Raw genomic sequence first — 15,919 nt, forward strand, 5'->3', positions numbered from 1 at the left:
GGGCTCAGGTGCGACCCTCATTTTCCTGGGCGCTGCGCAGCGTGGAGGAGTGCGGGACCCAGTCGGCCAGCCGCACCACGTAGCCGAGCCCCCGCAGCCGTGCCACCACCGCCGGATCGTCGTCGACCACGACCGCGACCGCCGACTCCCGCTTCATCCGCCCGAGCTGGCGGGCCTTGAAGTCGCGGGCCGGGCGGCGGTCGTTCGCCGGGCGCATGAACAGCAGTTCGGCCGGCAGGTCGGCGGCGCGCAGCCACGCCGTGGTGAGCTCGCGCAGGTGTTCGGGGCGCCCGGTGAGCCACACGAGCACGTGCGACTCGGCGTAGGAGCGGGCCAGCTCGACGCCCTGGGCGAGCACCGGATCGCGGTCCGCCGCGGCGAAGAAGCGGTCCCAGTCCTTCGGGCGGCGGTCCAGGTACTTCAGCCGGTGCCGCACGTCGGCGACCACCCCATCGATGTCGAACACCGCCAGCGAGTCCTCCATGCCCCCCAGTCTCTCCCGCAACCCCACGGCAACGAGCGGCGACCTGCCCGTGCACCTCGGACTGCCGAATCTTGAACAGCACCACTTCGGCGTCATCTGATGGGAGATCCGGCATCATGCGAGCGTTCCTCCGTACGTCCCTGATCGCGGCCGCCGCGACCGCTGGGCTGCTCGGGGCCGGCACGCCCGCGCTGGCCGCGCCCGAGGGCACGATCCTCGGCGCGAACGAGGCCGGCTCGATCCGGGAGCGGTACATCGTGGTGTTCAAGGACTCCGTGGCCGCCGACGGCACCGCGGCCGCCGCGAACCGCCTGGCCGAGCAGTTCGGCGGCCGGGTGCGCCGCTCGTTCAGCAAGACGCTCAAGGGCTTCTCCGCGCAGCTGTCGGAGCAGGCGGCGAAGCGGCTGGCGGCCAACCCACTCGTCGACTACGTGCAGCAGGACAAGACGGTGAGCATCGAGGGCAGCCAGCCGGGCGCCCCGTGGGGCCTCGACCGCATCGACCAGCAGGACCGGCCGCTGAACGGCACGTACACGTACGCGAACACCGCCTCGGACGTGACCGCGTACATCCTCGACACCGGCGTGCGCCTGACCCACGCGGAGTTCGCCGGCCGGGCGCGCTCCGGCTACGACTTCGTCGACAACGACCCGGACGCGAGCGACTGCCAGGGCCACGGCACCCACGTGGCCGGCACCGTCGGCGGCACCACCTACGGCGTGGCCAAGAACGTCAAGCTCGTCGCCGTGCGCGTCCTGGGCTGCGACGGCTCCGGCAGCTACTCCGGCATCATCGCGGGCATCGACTGGATCACCGCCAACGCCCAGAAGCCGGCCGTGGTGAACATGAGCCTCGGCGGCGACGCGGACGGCTCGGTCGACCAGGCCGTGCGCACCTCGATCGCCTCCGGCATCACGTACGCGGTGGCGGCCGGCAACGCGAACACCGACGCCTGCACGATGTCCCCGGCCCGCACCGCCGAGGCCATCACGGTCGGCGCGAGCGACCAGACCGACACCCGCGCGTCGTTCTCGAACTACGGCTCGTGCCTGGACGTCTTCGCCCCCGGCGTGTCCATCACCAGCTCGAGCAACGCCTCCGACACCGGTACCACGGTCATGAGCGGCACCTCGATGGCCACCCCGCACGTGGCCGGCGCGGCCGCGCTCTACCTCTCGGCCAACCCGACGGCGACCCCGTCCCAGGTGCGCGACGCCCTCGTGGCCGGCGCGACCAACGGCGTCGTGACGAACGCGGGCTCCGGCTCCCCCAACCGCCTGCTCGACACCAGCGCCATCACGACCGTCGCCTCCCAGCCCGAGAGCACCCCGGTCACGCCGGCCCCCGTCACGCCGGCGCCCGCCACGGCGACGCCGGTCACGACGACGCCGGCCCAGCCTTGCAACGTCGCCTCCAACGGCACCGACGTCGTGCTGCGCGACCGCGGCACCGCGCTGTCGGCCGTGGCCGTCGCGAGCTGCGGCGGCAAGGCCTCGAAGACCTCGAAGGTCGAGATCCACGTGGCGTACCCGAAGCGCGGCGATCTGACCGTCGAGCTGATCGCGCCCAACGGCTCGGTGAAGAAGCTGAAGGCCGCGAACAAGCGGGACAAGGCCGCCGGGCTGAACGCCGTCTACACGGTGAACCTGAGCAAGTTCAACCGCAACGGCATCTGGAAGGTGCGGGTCCGCGACACCGCGAAGGGCGGGGCCGGGAGGCTCGACAGCTGGACGCTGACGGTCTGACGCCTGGGGTTCTAGGAGCTCACCCGCTGCTCGACGGTCTGCACCAGTCGCTCGGCCACCGTCGTCAGAGGCAGGCCGAGCCGGGCCGCGGTGCCGCGCAGCACGTCGAGCGCGGCCTCCGCCGGGCACGCGCGCTGGACCATCATGATCCCCACGGCGCGGTTGACCGTCTCGCCGTCGGTGAGTGCCTCCGTGAGCGCCGAGGTGAGCTGCGCCTGCACGTCCGCGCGGCGGCCGCGGTCGAGCACGGCGGACAGCAGCAGGCCGGCGTGCTCCGCCACGAGCATCGCGGTGAGCCCGATGTCGGCGGTGAACCGGCCGGGCTCGGAGGCGTACACGGTGAGCGCCCCGACCGCGTGCGAGTCGATGTCGACCGGCACCGCGAGGACCGCCTTCACCCCCGCCTCGAGGGCCCGCGGGCGCCACTGCGCCCAGCGCTCCTCCGCGGCCAGGTCGTCGCTGAGTGTGATGTCCCGAGAGCGGATCGCCTCCATCGAGGGACCAGAGCCGCTGTCGTACTGACTGTCGAGCAACGCCTCCGGCAACCCCGACGAGGCCGCCGCGGTGGACGGCCCGCCCGAGCGGACCAGCGTGACCGCGCACCAGGCGGCCCCGTCGACCAGGTCGGCGGCGGTCTCCACGAGGTCCTCCAGCGCCTCCTCGAGATCGTCGCTCGCGATGAGCCGGGCGGTCAACTGGCGCAGCACGGCGGCGAACTCCACAGTGTGGAGATCTGTCACGGCTCCCCCTTCGTCGAACCGGGGGGCGTACTACCCGTACCGCGATCTTCTCAACCTTTTCGCCTCCCGCATCAGCGATCACGCGTGTGCCGGCCGTCACACGCGCCGCGCGGCGGCAGGCTCAGCCGTCCAGAAGAGCGCGGCGCAGGCCGTCCAGCGTGCGGCTCAGCAGACGCGACACGTGCATCTGGGAGATTCCCAGGTCGGCCGCGATCTGGGCCTGGGTCCGGTTGCCGTAGAAACGCAGCGAGAGAATCCGGCGCTCGCGCTCCGGCAGGCGCGCGATGAGCGGCTTCACGGCCTGGCGGAACTCGACGCCGTCGATGTCCCGGTCGTCGTCTCCCAGGACGTCGGCCAGGGTGCCCGCGTCGTCGTCGCCGCCCAACGGGGCGAAGAGCGACACCGGACGGTACGCCGACGAGGCCACCAGCGCCTCGAGCACCTGGTCCTCGTCGATCCCGAGGTGGTCGGCGACGTCCTTGGGCGTCGGCGAGCGGCCGAGGCGCTGTCCGAGCGAGTCGCGCACGCGGTTGATCTCGATGCGCAGCTCCTGCAGGCGGCGGGGAACGTGGACGCCCCAGCCCTTGTCCCGGAAGTACCGTTTGAGCTCACCCACGATCGTCGGCGTCGCGTAGCCGCCGAAGTCGGTGCCGTAGTCCGGGTCGAAGCCCTCGATCGCCTTCATCAGCCCGAGCGCCGCCACCTGGCTCAGGTCGGCCGGCGACTCCCCCATCCCGTGGAAGCGCCGGGCCAGCCGGTCGGCCAGCGGCAGGCTGTGCGCGACCGCCCGGTCCCGCAGCGCGCCCCGCCGCGGGTCGGACCGGTCCAGCGCCGCGGCCTGGCGCAGCAGCTCGTTGACGGTGGTCCACTGGCTCGGTGGCTCGGCGTCGTCGGGCTTGTCCGCCTCGGGGACCGGCGGCGCACCGGGCGGCGGGTCGTCGTACGCGCGCAGCTGCTTCGCCGCCCCGATGATCTCGAGGACGTCCAGCACCAGGTCGGACGCGCCCGGAGCGCGCAGCGCGCCGCCTCGCTCCTGGGCGTCGGTCTGCGCCCGCAGCAGCGTGTCCGCCGCCGCGCAGTCGAGCAGCCGCAGCCGCGACAGGTCCACGGTGAGGCTGCGCTGGCCCTCGTCGAGCCGCCGCGCGAGCGCGACCCGCAGGCCGACGCTCGCCGAATAGTCGAGGACCCCGGACGGACGCAGAATCTCGTCGTCGCCATTCCGCCAGGTGTCCAGTTCGAGTACCGAATCCGTAGGCATTGTCTCCATGGCGGAGACTCCCCCTGCTCTTTAGGCGGATTTGCTTTCCGGATCACTGTAGACACCATTTCCGGCGCAAATTCAGCGTCGCCGGATGAGTTCGCGGGTGAGCTTTTCAATTGGCGACGGTCGCCCAAACCACCTTTCCGCCGGGCACCGGAATGCAGCCCCAGCACCGCGTGAGCGCGCTGATGACGAGCAGCCCCCGCCCATCCTCGCGCAACATTTCACCCGTCGCCCATCCGCTCTCCCGCACGGGCGAGGGCCGATCCCCGCCCGTCCTCGAATGCGCAACCCCCGCCGCGGAGGAATGCGCACACCGGCCCACATCCCCGTCGGCGCGTGAATGCGCGTCGCCGCCGTCGTTCGCGTGCTTGCCCTCGGGCGCGGACGGGCGGCCGCCGAGGCGGGGCAGGTCACTGCTGTGGTCGCGCACCGAGATGTGCAGGCGGCCGCGATCGCGCGCGGCGACGACCTCCATGTCGGTGCGGGCGTGGCGCAGGACGTTGCTGACCAGCTCGGTCACCACCAGCTCGGCGACGTCGCGCACCCGCTCGAAGCCCCAGCGCACGCACGCCCGGCCCACCATGTGGCGGGCGGCCCCGGTGGCGTCCGGCAGCGGCGGGAGCTCGACCCGCACGCGGGTGCCGACCGGATCGTCCGCCTCCGCGCCCTTGCCGGCCGCGCGGGCCGTCCGGCCGACGGCGGCCGCGAGCGGGGCGGTGGCGTACACGGGGTGGCCGCCGACGCGACCGGGAGCGGCGCCCGGGCGCCCGGCGGGATCCGGCCCGGGACCGGCGTCGCGTACCGCCGGCGCCAGCAGCGCGTGGGCGGCCAGGGCGGCGTCGGCGGTCGGGTACATCGGCATGCGCCGCGCCACCGCCATGCGATCCAGCGCCGAGGCCAGCGGTGGACTCGCCGCGGCCAGGGTCAGGGCGCTGCCCGGCCAGGCGGCGGCGTGCTGGGCCAGGGCCGGCAGCACGGTCAGCGCCACGTCGTCGTCGTGGCGCAGGTCGGCCACGTCGAGCACGATCACGGACGGCTCGGTGGCCAGGCAGGCGAGCACCGTCGAGCGCAGGGCCGGGGAGCTGTCCACGCCCAGCACGCCGTCGAGGCGCACCACCGTGGCGTCACCCCGGCGCTCTACGCGAGCCCGCAGGTCTTCCGCCCTCATGGGGTGATGCTCTACCCACCCCAGGCGTTATAAACACCGCGATCCCGGTGCCGAGAACGAACTGGCACCGGGATCGCGCAGGGCGTTGCTACACCGTCGTGGGAATGCGGCTCTCGCTCCACATCTGGGTGCACATCTGCAGGACGTGGGAGTCCGTCAGCGGGGCGAAATCGTGGTAGTACAGGCCCAGCGCGTGGAACTCGCGCGGGCTGTGGATGTCGATGACCGCGTCGACGTCGGCGGCGAGCAGGTCAACCGACTCGGCCGCGCAGACGGGCGCGGCGAAGATCAGGTGGTCGGGCCGGCCGACCTTGAGCGCGCGCACGGCGGCCCGGGCCGTCACGCCCGTCGCGAGCCCGTCGTCCACGACCACGACCACGCGGCCGGTGACGTCGGGCGCGGGCCGCGAGCCCCGGTAGCGCTCCTGCCGCCGCCGCAGCTCCACGCGCTCGCGCTGGACGGCCGGCGAGAGGTCGCTGACGCTGAGGCCGACCGCGGCCACGGCACTGAGGTCGAACACGGCGGGGCCGTTCTCGGCGATCGCCCCGACCCCGTGATCGGACTGCCAGGGCAGGCCGATCTTGCGGGAGATCACGAGGTCGAACTCGGCGCCGAGGGCGTCGGCCACGGCCACCGCCACGGGCACGCCGCCCTTGGGCAGGGCCAGCACCAGCGGCTGCTTCTCCGTCGTGGTCGCCCGTGCGCGCAGGTGCTCCGCGACGGCGTCTCCGAGCATGTGTCCGGCGGCCGTACGGTCCGCGAACCGCTCGTGCTCAGGCGGCCACATGGCCGTCCCCTTCCCTCGGCCAGGCTTCGCATGCGATCCGCACATCGATCCGCATCAAGCGGACACCCCCTTCGGTCGGCGCGGTGTTCCGGTGCCCCGTAGCGCCCCATCCCTGTCGCCGCTCTGCCGCAGCGCCGCGCCCGGTGGGAAGCCTACCCCCGCATGACCTGCGAAAACGCGGGTTTCGCTCACTCGCAACGGATGACGGATCACGCGCTGCACATGCCCATCAGAGCCCCCAACCCTGACACCGCACGCATACACGAAATGCCGGGTATGCCGCGGCGCGGAGCGCCCGGCATACCCGGGAAGGGGTGGACCTGGTGCGGTCTTGCGCCGCGGAGGCCGGGATTCCTGGCGGGAGCGACGGTCCGGCGCTGACGCGGACCCGAGCCCGGATGCTCTTGACCTTGCCCTCAGTTCGACAAGCAGCTGATCGTGGCGAGGAGGCTGTTGAGGGAGCGGCCCTTCGTCAGCCTCGTGTCCGCCAGGGACAGCCCGTGCACCGACGTGGCGTGCGGGGCGTTCGCGCTGTAGAAGACCACCGGCAGGTCCGCCGTCGCGGCGTGCCTGCGCAGCAGGTCCAGCAGTTCGTCGCCGTCCACCTTCGGCAGGTGCAGGTCCAGCACGGCCACGTCGAAGTGGGGCTGGGCCTCGGCCACGTCCAGCGCCTCCTGCGGGCTCGCCGCGGAGATCACGTGATGACCGCCGATCTGCAGGCGGATGGCGGTGGTCTCACGGATCTCCGCGTCGTCGTCGATGAGCAGGACTCGTGCCATGACCGAATGGTTCCCTTCCCGGAGGATCACAATCTCCCCGGCGAGAACATCGGTCGGCGGCGCCCGAAACTAAGCCCGCGGACGCCGCCGGCGCCGGACGATCAGGATCACCACGATCGCGACGATGACGACCACGGCGCAGCAGCAGCCTCCGATCAGGCCGCCGCCGCCATAGCTGCGGCGGCGACGGTCGAGCTCCAGCCCGGTGTCGAGGGCGTCCAGGACGGCCGGGCTGAGGTAGCTGGAGAACAGCGCGATCAGAGCGTTCATGACTCGACGGTAGCCGCCGTTGTCACGCCCGCAGCCAGGCCGTGGTGTCGGGCGGCAGGCTGCCGTCCGCGGCCAGGTCTCCGCTCGCGAGAAGCACCTCACCGGGTGGGAGCGGGGCGGGCGCCGGGCCGAAGTTCGTGATCACCCGGACCGCGCCGTTGACGAAGTCGAGCGTGTCCTCCCCCTCGTTCCAGGCGACGGTACCGCGCCCGAGCCCATGGGTCCGCCGCAGGCGCAGGGCCTCGGTGTAGAGCGACAGCGTCGACCCGGGCACCCCGCGCTCGCGGTCGGCGGCGAAGCGGGCCCAGTCCGGCGGCTGCGGCAGCCAGGAGTCGCCGCTCGGGCCGAAGCCGTACGCCGGCGCGTCCGCCACCCACGGGATCGGCACCCGGCAGCCGTCGCGGCCGCGGACCTCGTGCCGGGAGCGGAACCAGGTCGGGTCCTGCCGCATCTCGTCCGGCAGGGTGGTGTGCTCCGGGAGGCCGAGCTCCTCGCCCTGGTACACGTACGCCGAGCCCGGCAGCGAGAGCATGAGCATGGTGGCGGCCCGGGCGCGGCGCAGGCCGAGGGCCTCGTCGGGCTGGGGGTCGCCGATGCCGATGCCGCCCTGGGTCGAGTGCCCGGGCTCGAAGCCGAGGCGGCTCGCGTGGCGCACCACGTCGTGGTTGGACAGCACCCAGGTGCAGATCGCACCGACCGGCTCGACGCCGGCGAGGCTGGACTCGATCGCCTCGCGCTGGTCCGCGGCCGTCCACGGCGCCATCAGGTAGTCGAAGTTGAACGCCTGGTGCATCTCGTCGGGGCGGACGTAACGCGCGAGCCGCTCCGCCGGCGCGACCCAGGCCTCGCCGACCATCATGCGGTCGCCGGGGTAGCTGTCGAGGATGCGCCGCCACGCGCGGTACACCTCGTGCACCCCGTCCTGGTCCCACATCGGCGGCGTGCGGTGCTCGGCCCCGGGCGAGGTGATCGGCACCTGGGCCTCGGTCCAGTCGGGCAGGCCGCTCTCCTTGACCAGGCCGTGCGCCACGTCGACGCGGAAGCCGTCGACGCCGCGGTCGAGCCAGAAGCGCAGCACGTCCTCGAACATGCCCCGCACCTCGGGCAGGTCCCAGTTCAGGTCGGGCTGGCTCGTGTCGAACAGGTGCAGGTACCACTCGCCGTCGGGCACCCGGGTCCAGGCCGGGCCGCCGAAGACGCTCTGCCAGCCGTTGGGCGGCAGCTCGCCGTCGACGCCCTGGCCCTTGCGGAAGTGGTACCGGTCGCGGGCGGGGCTGCCCGGGCTCGCGGCCAGCGCCTCCTTGAACCACGCGTGGTCGCTGGAGGTGTGGTTGGGCACCAGGTCGACGACGACGCGCAGGCCGCGCTCCTTGGCGGCGGCCATGAGCGCGTCGAAGTCGGCGAGGGTGCCGAAGCGCGGGTCGACGTCGCGGTAGTCCGCGACGTCGTAGCCCGCGTCGTGCTGCGGAGACGGGTAGAACGGCGACATCCAGAGGGCGTCGACGCCCAGCTCGACCAGGTGGTCGAGGCGCGACGTGATGCCGCGCAGGTCACCCATCCCGTCGCCGTCCGCGTCGGCGAACGAGCGCGGGTAGACCTGATAGATCACGGCATCACGCCACCAGAGCAGCGAACTCACCCCTTGACTCCACCGGCCAGCAGGCCGCGTACGAAATAGCGTTGCAGCGACAGGAACACGACCAGCGGGATGATCATCGACACGAACGCGCCGGAGGTCAGCCGCTGCCAGTCGTTGCCCCGGGTGCCGGCCAGCTCGGCGAGCCGGGCGGTCAGCGGGCGGTTGCCCTGACCCGAGGTGAACACCAGCGCCACCAGCAGATCATTCCAGATCCACAGGAACTGGAAGATCGTGAGGGACGCCAGCGCCGGCGTGACCAGCGGAAGCACGATGCGCCGGAACGTCATCGCCGGGCCGGCGCCGTCCACCCGCGCGGCCTCGAAGAGGTCCTTGGGCAGCTCGGACATGAAGTTGTGCAGCAGGAACACGCCCAGCGGCAGACCGAAGCAGGTGTGGGCGAACCACACGGCGAAGAAGCCGCCGCCCCACTCGGTGTACCCCTTGACGAGCTGGAGCATCGGGATCAGGGCCATCTGCAGCGGCACGATCTGCAGCGCGAACACGCCGATGAAGATCCAGTCGCGGCCGCGGAAGTTCAGCCACGACAGCGCGTAGGCCGCCATCGCCGCCATGGTGACCGAGAACAGGACCGCCGGCACGGTGATGACCAGCGAGTTGACGAAGTAGCTGGCCAGCCGGCCCGAGGAGGCCGAGGTGCCGAAGACGACCTCGTTGTAGTTGTCCAGGGTCACGCTGGGGTGGCTGAAGAACGTCCACCAGCCCGTGGTCTTGATGTCGTTCTCGGGCCGCAGCGACGAGACGAACAGACCGAAGGTCGGGATCGTCCAGAGCAGCGCGATGATGATCGACACGACGCTGGCGGCCCGGGACGTGAGCTTGCGGCGCACCCGGCTGGCCATCGACTCGACCTCGGGGCGGTAGAGCGGGCTGGCCTCGGGGACGTCAGCAGCGTCGGTGCTGACGGCGTCAGTGCTGCTCATCGGATCTCCGTTCGGTGCCGCAGTTGCCGGGCCTGGTAGATGACGATCGGCACGACCAGCAGGAACAGCAGGACCGCGAGGGCCGAGCCCTTGCCGTCGTCGTAGGAGCGGAAGGCCTGGTTGTACATCTCCACGGCGAGCACGCTGCTCTTGAACTGGCCACCGGTCATGGTCCGGACGATGTCGAAGACCTTCAGGGTGGCGATCGTGATGGTCACGACGACCACGACGACGGCGGGGCGGATGCTGGGCATGGTCACGCGCCAGAACATCTGCCACGGGTTGGCCCCGTCGAGCCGGGCCGCCTCGACGATCTCGGCCGGGATGGCCTTGATCGCGGCGGAGAGGATGACCATCGCGAACCCGGCCTGGATCCAGATCAGGATCACGATCATGTAGAAGGTGTTGCCGGGTGCGTTGCTCAGGAACTGCTGGGGCTTGCCGCCGAACCAGACCAGGATCTGGTTGAGCAGGCCGATCTGCTCCACGCCGGGGTCACGGTAGGCGTAGATGAACTTCCAGATGATCGAGGCGCCGACGAGCGAGATGGCCATCGGCATGAAGATCAGCGACTTGGCGATGCCCTCGCCGCGGGCCTTGTCCACCAGCACCGCGTAGAGCAGGCCGAACCCGGTGGCGAAGAGCGGGACGCAGACCACCCACAGCAGGGTGTTGCGCAGCATCGTCAGGGTGTCTTCGTTGGTGAAGATCCAGGTGTAGTTGTCGAAGCCGATGAAGGCGTCGCCACCCGCGTCGTAGAACGAGAGGTACACGGTGCGAATCAGCGGGTACACCAGGCCGACGCCGAGCAGGACCAGCGCCGGGCCCAGGAAGCCGGCCATCTGGAGCCGCTCCTTGCCCCTCCCCCACCGGGGCAGGATGTCGAGCACGAACAGCAGCGCGCCGACGACCACGACGAACCCGGCCATGAACATGAGCGCCGGCCAGATCTTGGCGACGTCCTCGGAGAAGTCGTAATCCATGGGGTGTCCTCCGACCAGCCGGGTCCGGCGCCGTGGTGCCTGGCGCCGGACCCGGACCTCAGTTCAGGTTATTTCGGCCAGGTGCTTTCGATGTAGTCCAGCGTCTGCTTGGTGTCCTTGGTGCCGTTGATCCAGTCGGTCATGCCGGTCCAGAAGGACTTCGAGCCGACCTGCGCGGGCATCTGGTCCGAGCCGTCGAACCGCGCCACGGTGGCGGGGTCCTGCAGGATCTGCACCGAGAGCTTGTCGATCGTGCCGGTCACGGCGTTGACGTCGAGGCTCTTGTTGGCCGAGATCCAGTCGCCCAGCTTGGCCTTGCTGTTGGCCCACTCACCCGAGGCGAGGTAGGTCTGCACCTTCACGACCTCGTCGCGGTCCGAGAACGCCGAGACGAACTCGCCACCGACCAGGACCGGCTTGCCCTTGGACGGGTCCACCGGCGGGAAGTAGAAGGCGTAGACGTCGCCGTCCGGGCCCACGTTGGTGCCCTTCGGCCACTGGTTGGAGTAGAAGTTGGCCTGACGGTGCATGCCGCACTTCTTGTCCTTGACCGGCAGGCCACCCTCCTGGAACGAGGTGGTCACGATCGTCTTGGGGTTGCCGACGTACTTCGGGTTCTTGAGGATCGTCGCGGCGCGCTCGGCGGCCGAGAAGATCTTCGGGTCGTTGAACGGGATCTTGTGGTTGACCCACTGGTCGTAGACGTCCGGACCCTGGTCGCGCAGGACGATGTCCTCGATCCAGTCCGTCGCCGGCCAGCCGGTCGCGTCACCGGACTCGATGCCGGCGCACCACGCCTGGATGCCGCTCGCCGCGATCTTGTCGGACAGGGCGATCATCTCGTCCCACGTCTTCGGGACCTGGTAGCCCTTCTCCTTGAACAGGCCGGGCGAGTACCACACCAGGGACTTCACGTTGGCGCCCAGCGGCACGCCGTAGACCTTGCCGTCGACGGTCGCGTAGTTGGCCCAGTCCTTCGACCAGTTCTTGTCGAGGTTGGCCTGCACCGGCGCGGGGAGCTGCTTGAGCTGACCGCTCTTGGCGAACGTGGCGAGCAGACCCGGCTGCGGGAAGACCGCGATGTCCGGCGGCTGGCCACCGTCGGCGCGGACCTTGATCTGGGTCTCGAACTCGCCGGAGCCCTCGTAGTCGATCTTGATATTGGTGCAGTCCTCGAACTGCTTCCACGACTGCTCGAGCTTGTCGGCCTCGGTGTCGCGGATCGTCGCGTAGATCGAAACGTGCTTCGTCTTGTCGACTCGGTACTGGGAGTACGGCTGGCACTCGGGCTTGTCGGCGTTGCTGGAGCCGGAGTCGCTGGAACTTCCGCAGGCGGATGCGGCAAGGGCCAACGCGGCCACACCGGCGAGCGTGATCGCCCGACGCCGCCTCGAGAGGACGGCCATGGTTAGCCTCCTTTGGCTATACCTGGTCCTTGGGCGAACACCTTCGCCCGCGTACCCGGTGTGCTGGGGTGTGCCTTGTGTTCCTCGGATGTAAGCGTTTGCAGGGTCTGTTTGTCGAGCCCTATGCGCGAGTTCATCGATAACGAGTTAGCAACACGGCGGACATATTGCCGTGGGACCCCGCGTTGCCTAGCCTTCCGCGTGTGGCTGACGTTCCACCGCCCGTCAGCATGGAAGACGTGGCCCGCCTCGCGGGGGTCTCGACCGCGACGGTGTCGCGCACGCTTCGCGGGCTGCCAAACGTCTCCGACGAGACGCGCGACCGAGTGCTGCAGGCCGCGGCGTCGCTGTCGTATGTCGTCTCACCGATCGCCTCGCGCCTGGCGAGCGGCCGGACCCACACCGTCGGCGTGATCGTGCCGCACGCGTCGCGCTGGTTCTTCGGCCAGATCGTCGCCGGAGCCGAGTCCGTCCTGCGCGAGCACTCGCTCGACCTGCTGCTGTACAACATCGGCGACATCCCGTCCCGGAAACGCTTCTTCGGCGCCCTCCCGCTGCGCCGCCGGGTCGACGCCGTGCTCACCGTCGCGATGCAGTTCACCGACGCCGAGATCGCCGACCTGCTGTCCCTGGGCGTGCCCATCGTCGCCGTCGGCCACGCCGTGCCCGGCGCCGGCTGCGTGCGCATCGACGACGTGGCGGCGGCGGCATCGGCGGTGCAGCACCTGCTCGCCCTGGGCCACCGCCGCATCGGCATGATCTCGACGTACAACGACCAGAGCATGTTCCTGCCCGTGGCCCACGCCCGGCGCCGCGCGTACGCCGAGACGCTGACCGGCGCCGGAATCCCGATCGACGAGAGCCTCGTGATGTCGGTACCGCACGGTATGGACGGCGGCGAACAGGCCATGCGTCGCCTGCTCACCCTCCCGGACCCGCCGACCGCGGTCTTCACCGAGTCCGACGAGCTCGCCTTCGGAGCGCTGAGCGCCCTGCGCCGCACCGGCCGCCACGTATCGGTCATCGGCTTCGACGACCACGAGCTGAGCGCACTGCTCGACCTGACGACCGTCCGCCAGCGCGTCTTCGAGCAGGGCGTCCTGGCCGCGGGCATGCTCCGCCGCGCCATGACCGCCGGCGACTGGACCCCCGAAGAGCTCCTCATGCCGACCACCCTCGTGCTGCGCGCCTCGACGTGGCCGGTTCGCGGTTAGGACGCCGGGCGCGGGGTAGCTCGCGCGTCGCCAGTTGTTCCGAAGCACGCACGGTACCCACGGGGGTGTGCCATGACAGCCGAGATGCCCAATTCGCGTGTGACCTGGGACCAGTCGGACGACGAGCTGGACGAGCTCGCCGCGCCGGACTCGGACCTGCTCGCCGACGACCCGGCCCAGACCGCCGAGACGGACTTCTTCTGGGAGGACGACGAGGAGTAACCCAGGCCACGCCCTGGACGGGGGTATCTCGTTTTTGCACGCCTCAGGGTGCGTGCTAGGGTTACCTCCGTTCGGCCAGCGCCGCTAGCTCAACTGGCAGAGCAGCAGACTCTTAATCTGCGGGTTGTAGGTTCAAGTCCTACGCGGCGTACGAGTTCGAATCGGCGGCCCCTGCTTCTCGGCGGGGGCCGCTTGCCGTTGTCGAACTCGTGTTGGCGCGCTCGCTTCGCTCGCTCCCCAGTGGGGGAGCTTCGCTCCACCCACACCCCCTCAACAGCGATCGCGACTCCTCGTCGCAGCCATCAGCGCGCAAGAAATCTCTCTGACTTCTTGCACCGACTATCACTTGTACGGAAGTCGAGCTTGCTCGTCTTTGCGTCGAAACGCTCGAAACCGTTCGAGTCTCCGAGTAGTCATCCTGCGTGACTAAGCCGCCGCCGTTTCCGCTGCAAATGGGCACCGATTTTCCGGCTCCAATCGTTGGCCCGCCTTCTCGATCACGACTCGCAGCGGGACTCTGCCGAGCAGTAGCAGTGTCGCGCAGCTCCGGTATGGCGATCGACCGGCGCGAACTGGCGGGCCTCCACGTCCGTCCACGGCTGGATCTGCTCCCGCTCTGGACCGAGCACCTGGACCAGGCGAGCGACGTTACGGCTCACGGCTTCCTCGCGCATCGCATGACTGAGCATCGACGCCTAGCACGCTTGGCCCAGCACGGTAGGCTACTCGTATGACCGGCCCTGAAGACGAGGTACGCGCTGTCGTCGCGGAGTACGAGGCGACCAAGAAGGCCGCCCTCGCCAAGCGCGACGCTGCCCTACGCGCCTTCCACGCCGCCGGCTGGCGGGCCGTCGACCTGCAACACGTCACCGGATACAGCCGCGAAACCATCCGGCAGGCCCTCAACCCAGAGGTTCGGCAGGCGGTCAACACCAGCCGCCGCAAGGCGGCCGACACGGCGCCCAGGCCGCCGGCGGACTACGTGTCCTACAGCGACCGCAAGCCCTACGTCGTCGTGGAGAACCTCGACGAACTGCACGGACCCACCACCGGCACGGTCATCCTGCCGCACCATCTCGACTGGTCCGGCAACGCCGAGTACCTCCTCGACAAGCCAGCCCGCCTCGCCTCGATGTACCGGGCCGTGCTGAACGAAGCGGCCTCACCGGACGACCTGCACAGCTGGATCGACCGCTCCACGCTGCTCCAGCTCTGGCCCCAACTCTGGCTCCCGCCCCGACTCCGTCGCCTCTGGGAGGATCGCTTCCCCGAGCTGGCCGCGGCCCGCAACGAAGCTGCCTGACCGTGGATGCTTTCCACGAGCGGCTGGCGAGACTCGGCCTGGCCGCCGCCAACCGGTACGGGTTCGCCCTCGCCGGCGGCTACGCGGTCCAGGCGGCCGGTCTGTTGGAGCGGCCGAGCGAGGATGTCGACCTCTTCACCGCCTGGGACCGACGCGGCGACTTCAACATTGCGACAGACGCGGTCGTTGGCGCATACCGGAAGGACGGCCTCGACGTCAGCGTCGACAGCGAGTACGACACCTTCGCCCGGCTTGTTGTGACCGACGGCGAGCACACCTCGAAGGTCGAACTCGGCGTCGACTGGCGCGCCAACGAGCCCGTCGTCATGGCGATGGTCGTGTTGATCATGCCGTCGGGGCGTCGCCTCGGCGCGGGATCGCGTGCACGAGAGCGGTGAACGCGCGGTCGGGACTGATGTGGGTGCGGTACAGCGGGCTGCAGGGTGTGGTCGCGAGCCGTGCCGCCAGTTCGTCGAGATTCGGTTGCCTGCCCGGGTCGCGGTAGACGTCGGCGAGAGAGCTGAACTCGTTCATGATCCCGACGACACTGCGGTTGGCGGTAGTGCCGATCCGGTGCGCAAGCATCTGTTCGAGCTCGGCGGCGATGATCGCGTCCGAGGCGCCATAGGTGGCCATTACCGCGGCGATCTGGTCCGCAGCCCGGGACAGTGCGGTGGCGGCCGGGGCGAGCGGGAGCAACACCGGTAGCAGCGTCGACTCATTGACCAGGAGCAGGACGTCCGGCCGCCAGCCGAACCTGGTCGCATACCACTCGCCGAGCACCGTCGTGGACCGCTCGTCGCCGCGTAGGTCCGGCGAACCGATCCGGTCGCGAAGCTTCTTCGTCGCACGCACGATCAACACCACGCCATCGTCCCGGACGAGACGCAGCCTCACGAGCGCGACCGGACCGAAGCACCGGCGCCGGCCCCCGACCATCTACCCGGAGGAGAAGCGTCCAGACGTCCACGAGC

General features: G+C 70.3%; 16 protein-coding genes, 1 tRNA gene and 1 pseudogene. 6 read left to right on the forward strand and 12 right to left on the reverse strand.

All coding sequences use genetic code 11. From position 1 onward, the window contains the following. Positions 1–4: 4 nt before the first annotated feature. On the reverse strand, positions 5–484 hold the full coding sequence (locus tag ACQP2P_RS40460) for a hypothetical protein (protein WP_433610194.1): 480 nt from the start codon (positions 482–484) through the stop codon (positions 5–7). A gap of 116 nt (positions 485–600) precedes the next feature. On the opposite strand from ACQP2P_RS40460, the gene ACQP2P_RS40465 reads away from it, so the two are divergent. Next, a complete protein-coding gene (locus tag ACQP2P_RS40465; protein WP_433610195.1) occupies positions 601–2,229 on the forward strand; it encodes a S8 family serine peptidase in 1,629 nt (542 codons plus the stop codon). Positions 2,230–2,240: 11 nt separating this feature from the next. Here the strand turns inward: ACQP2P_RS40465 and ACQP2P_RS40470 are convergent, their stop codons facing one another. The 10 genes from ACQP2P_RS40470 to ACQP2P_RS40515 all read right to left on the reverse strand — a co-directional run bounded on the left by ACQP2P_RS40470 (position 2,241) and on the right by ACQP2P_RS40515 (position 12,206). Then, positions 2,241–2,969, reverse strand: a complete 729-nt coding sequence (locus tag ACQP2P_RS40470; RefSeq protein WP_433610197.1) for a GAF and ANTAR domain-containing protein — start codon at positions 2,967–2,969, stop codon at positions 2,241–2,243. A gap of 121 nt (positions 2,970–3,090) precedes the next feature. Beyond that, complete coding sequence (locus tag ACQP2P_RS40475) at positions 3,091–4,236, reverse strand: SigB/SigF/SigG family RNA polymerase sigma factor (protein WP_433610199.1); 1,146 nt, start codon at positions 4,234–4,236, stop codon at positions 3,091–3,093. Positions 4,237–4,342: 106 nt separating this feature from the next. Then, on the reverse strand, positions 4,343–5,401 hold the full coding sequence (locus tag ACQP2P_RS40480) for an ATP-binding protein (protein ID WP_433610201.1): 1,059 nt from the start codon (positions 5,399–5,401) through the stop codon (positions 4,343–4,345). A gap of 88 nt (positions 5,402–5,489) precedes the next feature. Continuing rightward, positions 5,490–6,188 carry a phosphoribosyltransferase gene (locus tag ACQP2P_RS40485; protein ID WP_433610203.1) on the reverse strand — a complete coding sequence of 233 codons (699 nt, stop codon included), beginning with the start codon at positions 6,186–6,188 and terminating at the stop codon, positions 5,490–5,492. Positions 6,189–6,604: 416 nt separating this feature from the next. Continuing rightward, positions 6,605–6,967, reverse strand: coding sequence for a response regulator (locus ACQP2P_RS40490; RefSeq protein WP_350619550.1), 363 nt, complete (start codon positions 6,965–6,967; stop codon positions 6,605–6,607). Between the two features lie 69 nt (positions 6,968–7,036). Next, the gene (locus tag ACQP2P_RS40495; RefSeq protein WP_433610205.1) at positions 7,037–7,237 is read right to left on the reverse strand and encodes a hypothetical protein; all 201 of its coding nucleotides are present in this window, start codon (positions 7,235–7,237) and stop codon (positions 7,037–7,039) included. Between the two features lie 22 nt (positions 7,238–7,259). After that, complete coding sequence (locus ACQP2P_RS40500; protein WP_433619471.1) at positions 7,260–8,795, reverse strand: glycoside hydrolase family 13 protein; 1,536 nt, start codon at positions 8,793–8,795, stop codon at positions 7,260–7,262. A 77-nt stretch (positions 8,796–8,872) separates the two neighbouring features. Then, entirely contained in the window at positions 8,873–9,736 is an 864-nt protein-coding gene (locus ACQP2P_RS40505) for a carbohydrate ABC transporter permease (protein ID WP_433090337.1), read from the reverse strand. Positions 9,737–9,813: 77 nt separating this feature from the next. Then, positions 9,814–10,800, reverse strand: coding sequence for a carbohydrate ABC transporter permease (locus tag ACQP2P_RS40510; RefSeq protein WP_433610207.1), 987 nt, complete (start codon positions 10,798–10,800; stop codon positions 9,814–9,816). A 68-nt stretch (positions 10,801–10,868) separates the two neighbouring features. Further along, the gene (locus ACQP2P_RS40515) at positions 10,869–12,206 is read right to left on the reverse strand and encodes an ABC transporter substrate-binding protein (RefSeq protein ID WP_433610209.1); all 1,338 of its coding nucleotides are present in this window, start codon (positions 12,204–12,206) and stop codon (positions 10,869–10,871) included. A 203-nt stretch (positions 12,207–12,409) separates the two neighbouring features. Here ACQP2P_RS40515 and ACQP2P_RS40520 point away from each other — a divergent pair, with 203 nt between their 5' ends. The 5 genes and pseudogenes from ACQP2P_RS40520 to ACQP2P_RS40540 all read left to right on the forward strand — a co-directional run. Then, positions 12,410–13,420 carry a LacI family DNA-binding transcriptional regulator gene (locus tag ACQP2P_RS40520; RefSeq protein WP_433610211.1) on the forward strand — a complete coding sequence of 337 codons (1,011 nt, stop codon included), beginning with the start codon at positions 12,410–12,412 and terminating at the stop codon, positions 13,418–13,420. An 84-nt stretch (positions 13,421–13,504) separates the two neighbouring features. Beyond that, entirely contained in the window at positions 13,505–13,642 is a 138-nt protein-coding gene (locus ACQP2P_RS40525) for a hypothetical protein (protein ID WP_433080054.1), read from the forward strand. Positions 13,643–13,720: 78 nt separating this feature from the next. Beyond that, positions 13,721–13,793 (forward strand) — tRNA-Lys (locus ACQP2P_RS40530). A 579-nt stretch (positions 13,794–14,372) separates the two neighbouring features. Beyond that, positions 14,373–14,945, forward strand: a complete 573-nt coding sequence (locus ACQP2P_RS40535; protein ID WP_433610213.1) for a hypothetical protein — start codon at positions 14,373–14,375, stop codon at positions 14,943–14,945. 2 nt (positions 14,946–14,947) lie between these two features. Then, a pseudogene (locus ACQP2P_RS40540) lies at positions 14,948–15,298 on the forward strand (nucleotidyl transferase AbiEii/AbiGii toxin family protein); the annotation flags it as partial. Here the strand turns inward: ACQP2P_RS40540 and ACQP2P_RS40545 are convergent. Continuing rightward, the gene (locus tag ACQP2P_RS40545; RefSeq protein WP_433610215.1) at positions 15,291–15,842 is read right to left on the reverse strand and encodes a DUF6933 domain-containing protein; all 552 of its coding nucleotides are present in this window, start codon (positions 15,840–15,842) and stop codon (positions 15,291–15,293) included. The pseudogene ACQP2P_RS40540 and the gene ACQP2P_RS40545 overlap by 8 nt on opposite strands. Positions 15,843–15,919: the final 77 nt, after the last annotated feature.

This window comes from Dactylosporangium sp. CA-139114 (genome assembly GCF_050955725.1).
Taxonomy (GTDB): Bacteria; Actinomycetota; Actinomycetes; order Mycobacteriales; family Micromonosporaceae; genus Dactylosporangium.

Coding starts and splice junctions, on each gene's coding strand:
- ACQP2P_RS40460 (WP_433610194.1), bottom strand. CDS start 484: ATGGAGGACTCGCTGGCGGTGTTCGACATCGATGGGGTGGTCGCCGAC.
- ACQP2P_RS40465 (WP_433610195.1), top strand. CDS start 601: ATGCGAGCGTTCCTCCGTACGTCCCTGATCGCGGCCGCCGCGACCGCT.
- ACQP2P_RS40475 (WP_433610199.1), bottom strand. CDS start 4,236: ATGGAGACAATGCCTACGGATTCGGTACTCGAACTGGACACCTGGCGG.
- ACQP2P_RS40480 (WP_433610201.1), bottom strand. CDS start 5,401: ATGAGGGCGGAAGACCTGCGGGCTCGCGTAGAGCGCCGGGGTGACGCC.
- ACQP2P_RS40485 (WP_433610203.1), bottom strand. CDS start 6,188: ATGTGGCCGCCTGAGCACGAGCGGTTCGCGGACCGTACGGCCGCCGGA.
- ACQP2P_RS40490 (WP_350619550.1), bottom strand. CDS start 6,967: ATGGCACGAGTCCTGCTCATCGACGACGACGCGGAGATCCGTGAGACC.
- ACQP2P_RS40495 (WP_433610205.1), bottom strand. CDS start 7,237: ATGAACGCTCTGATCGCGCTGTTCTCCAGCTACCTCAGCCCGGCCGTC.
- ACQP2P_RS40500 (WP_433619471.1), bottom strand. CDS start 8,795: ATGGGTGACCTGCGCGGCATCACGTCGCGCCTCGACCACCTGGTCGAG.
- ACQP2P_RS40505 (WP_433090337.1), bottom strand. CDS start 9,736: ATGGCCAGCCGGGTGCGCCGCAAGCTCACGTCCCGGGCCGCCAGCGTC.
- ACQP2P_RS40510 (WP_433610207.1), bottom strand. CDS start 10,800: ATGGATTACGACTTCTCCGAGGACGTCGCCAAGATCTGGCCGGCGCTC.
- ACQP2P_RS40515 (WP_433610209.1), bottom strand. CDS start 12,206: ATGGCCGTCCTCTCGAGGCGGCGTCGGGCGATCACGCTCGCCGGTGTG.
- ACQP2P_RS40525 (WP_433080054.1), top strand. CDS start 13,505: ATGCCCAATTCGCGTGTGACCTGGGACCAGTCGGACGACGAGCTGGAC.
- ACQP2P_RS40535 (WP_433610213.1), top strand. CDS start 14,373: ATGACCGGCCCTGAAGACGAGGTACGCGCTGTCGTCGCGGAGTACGAG.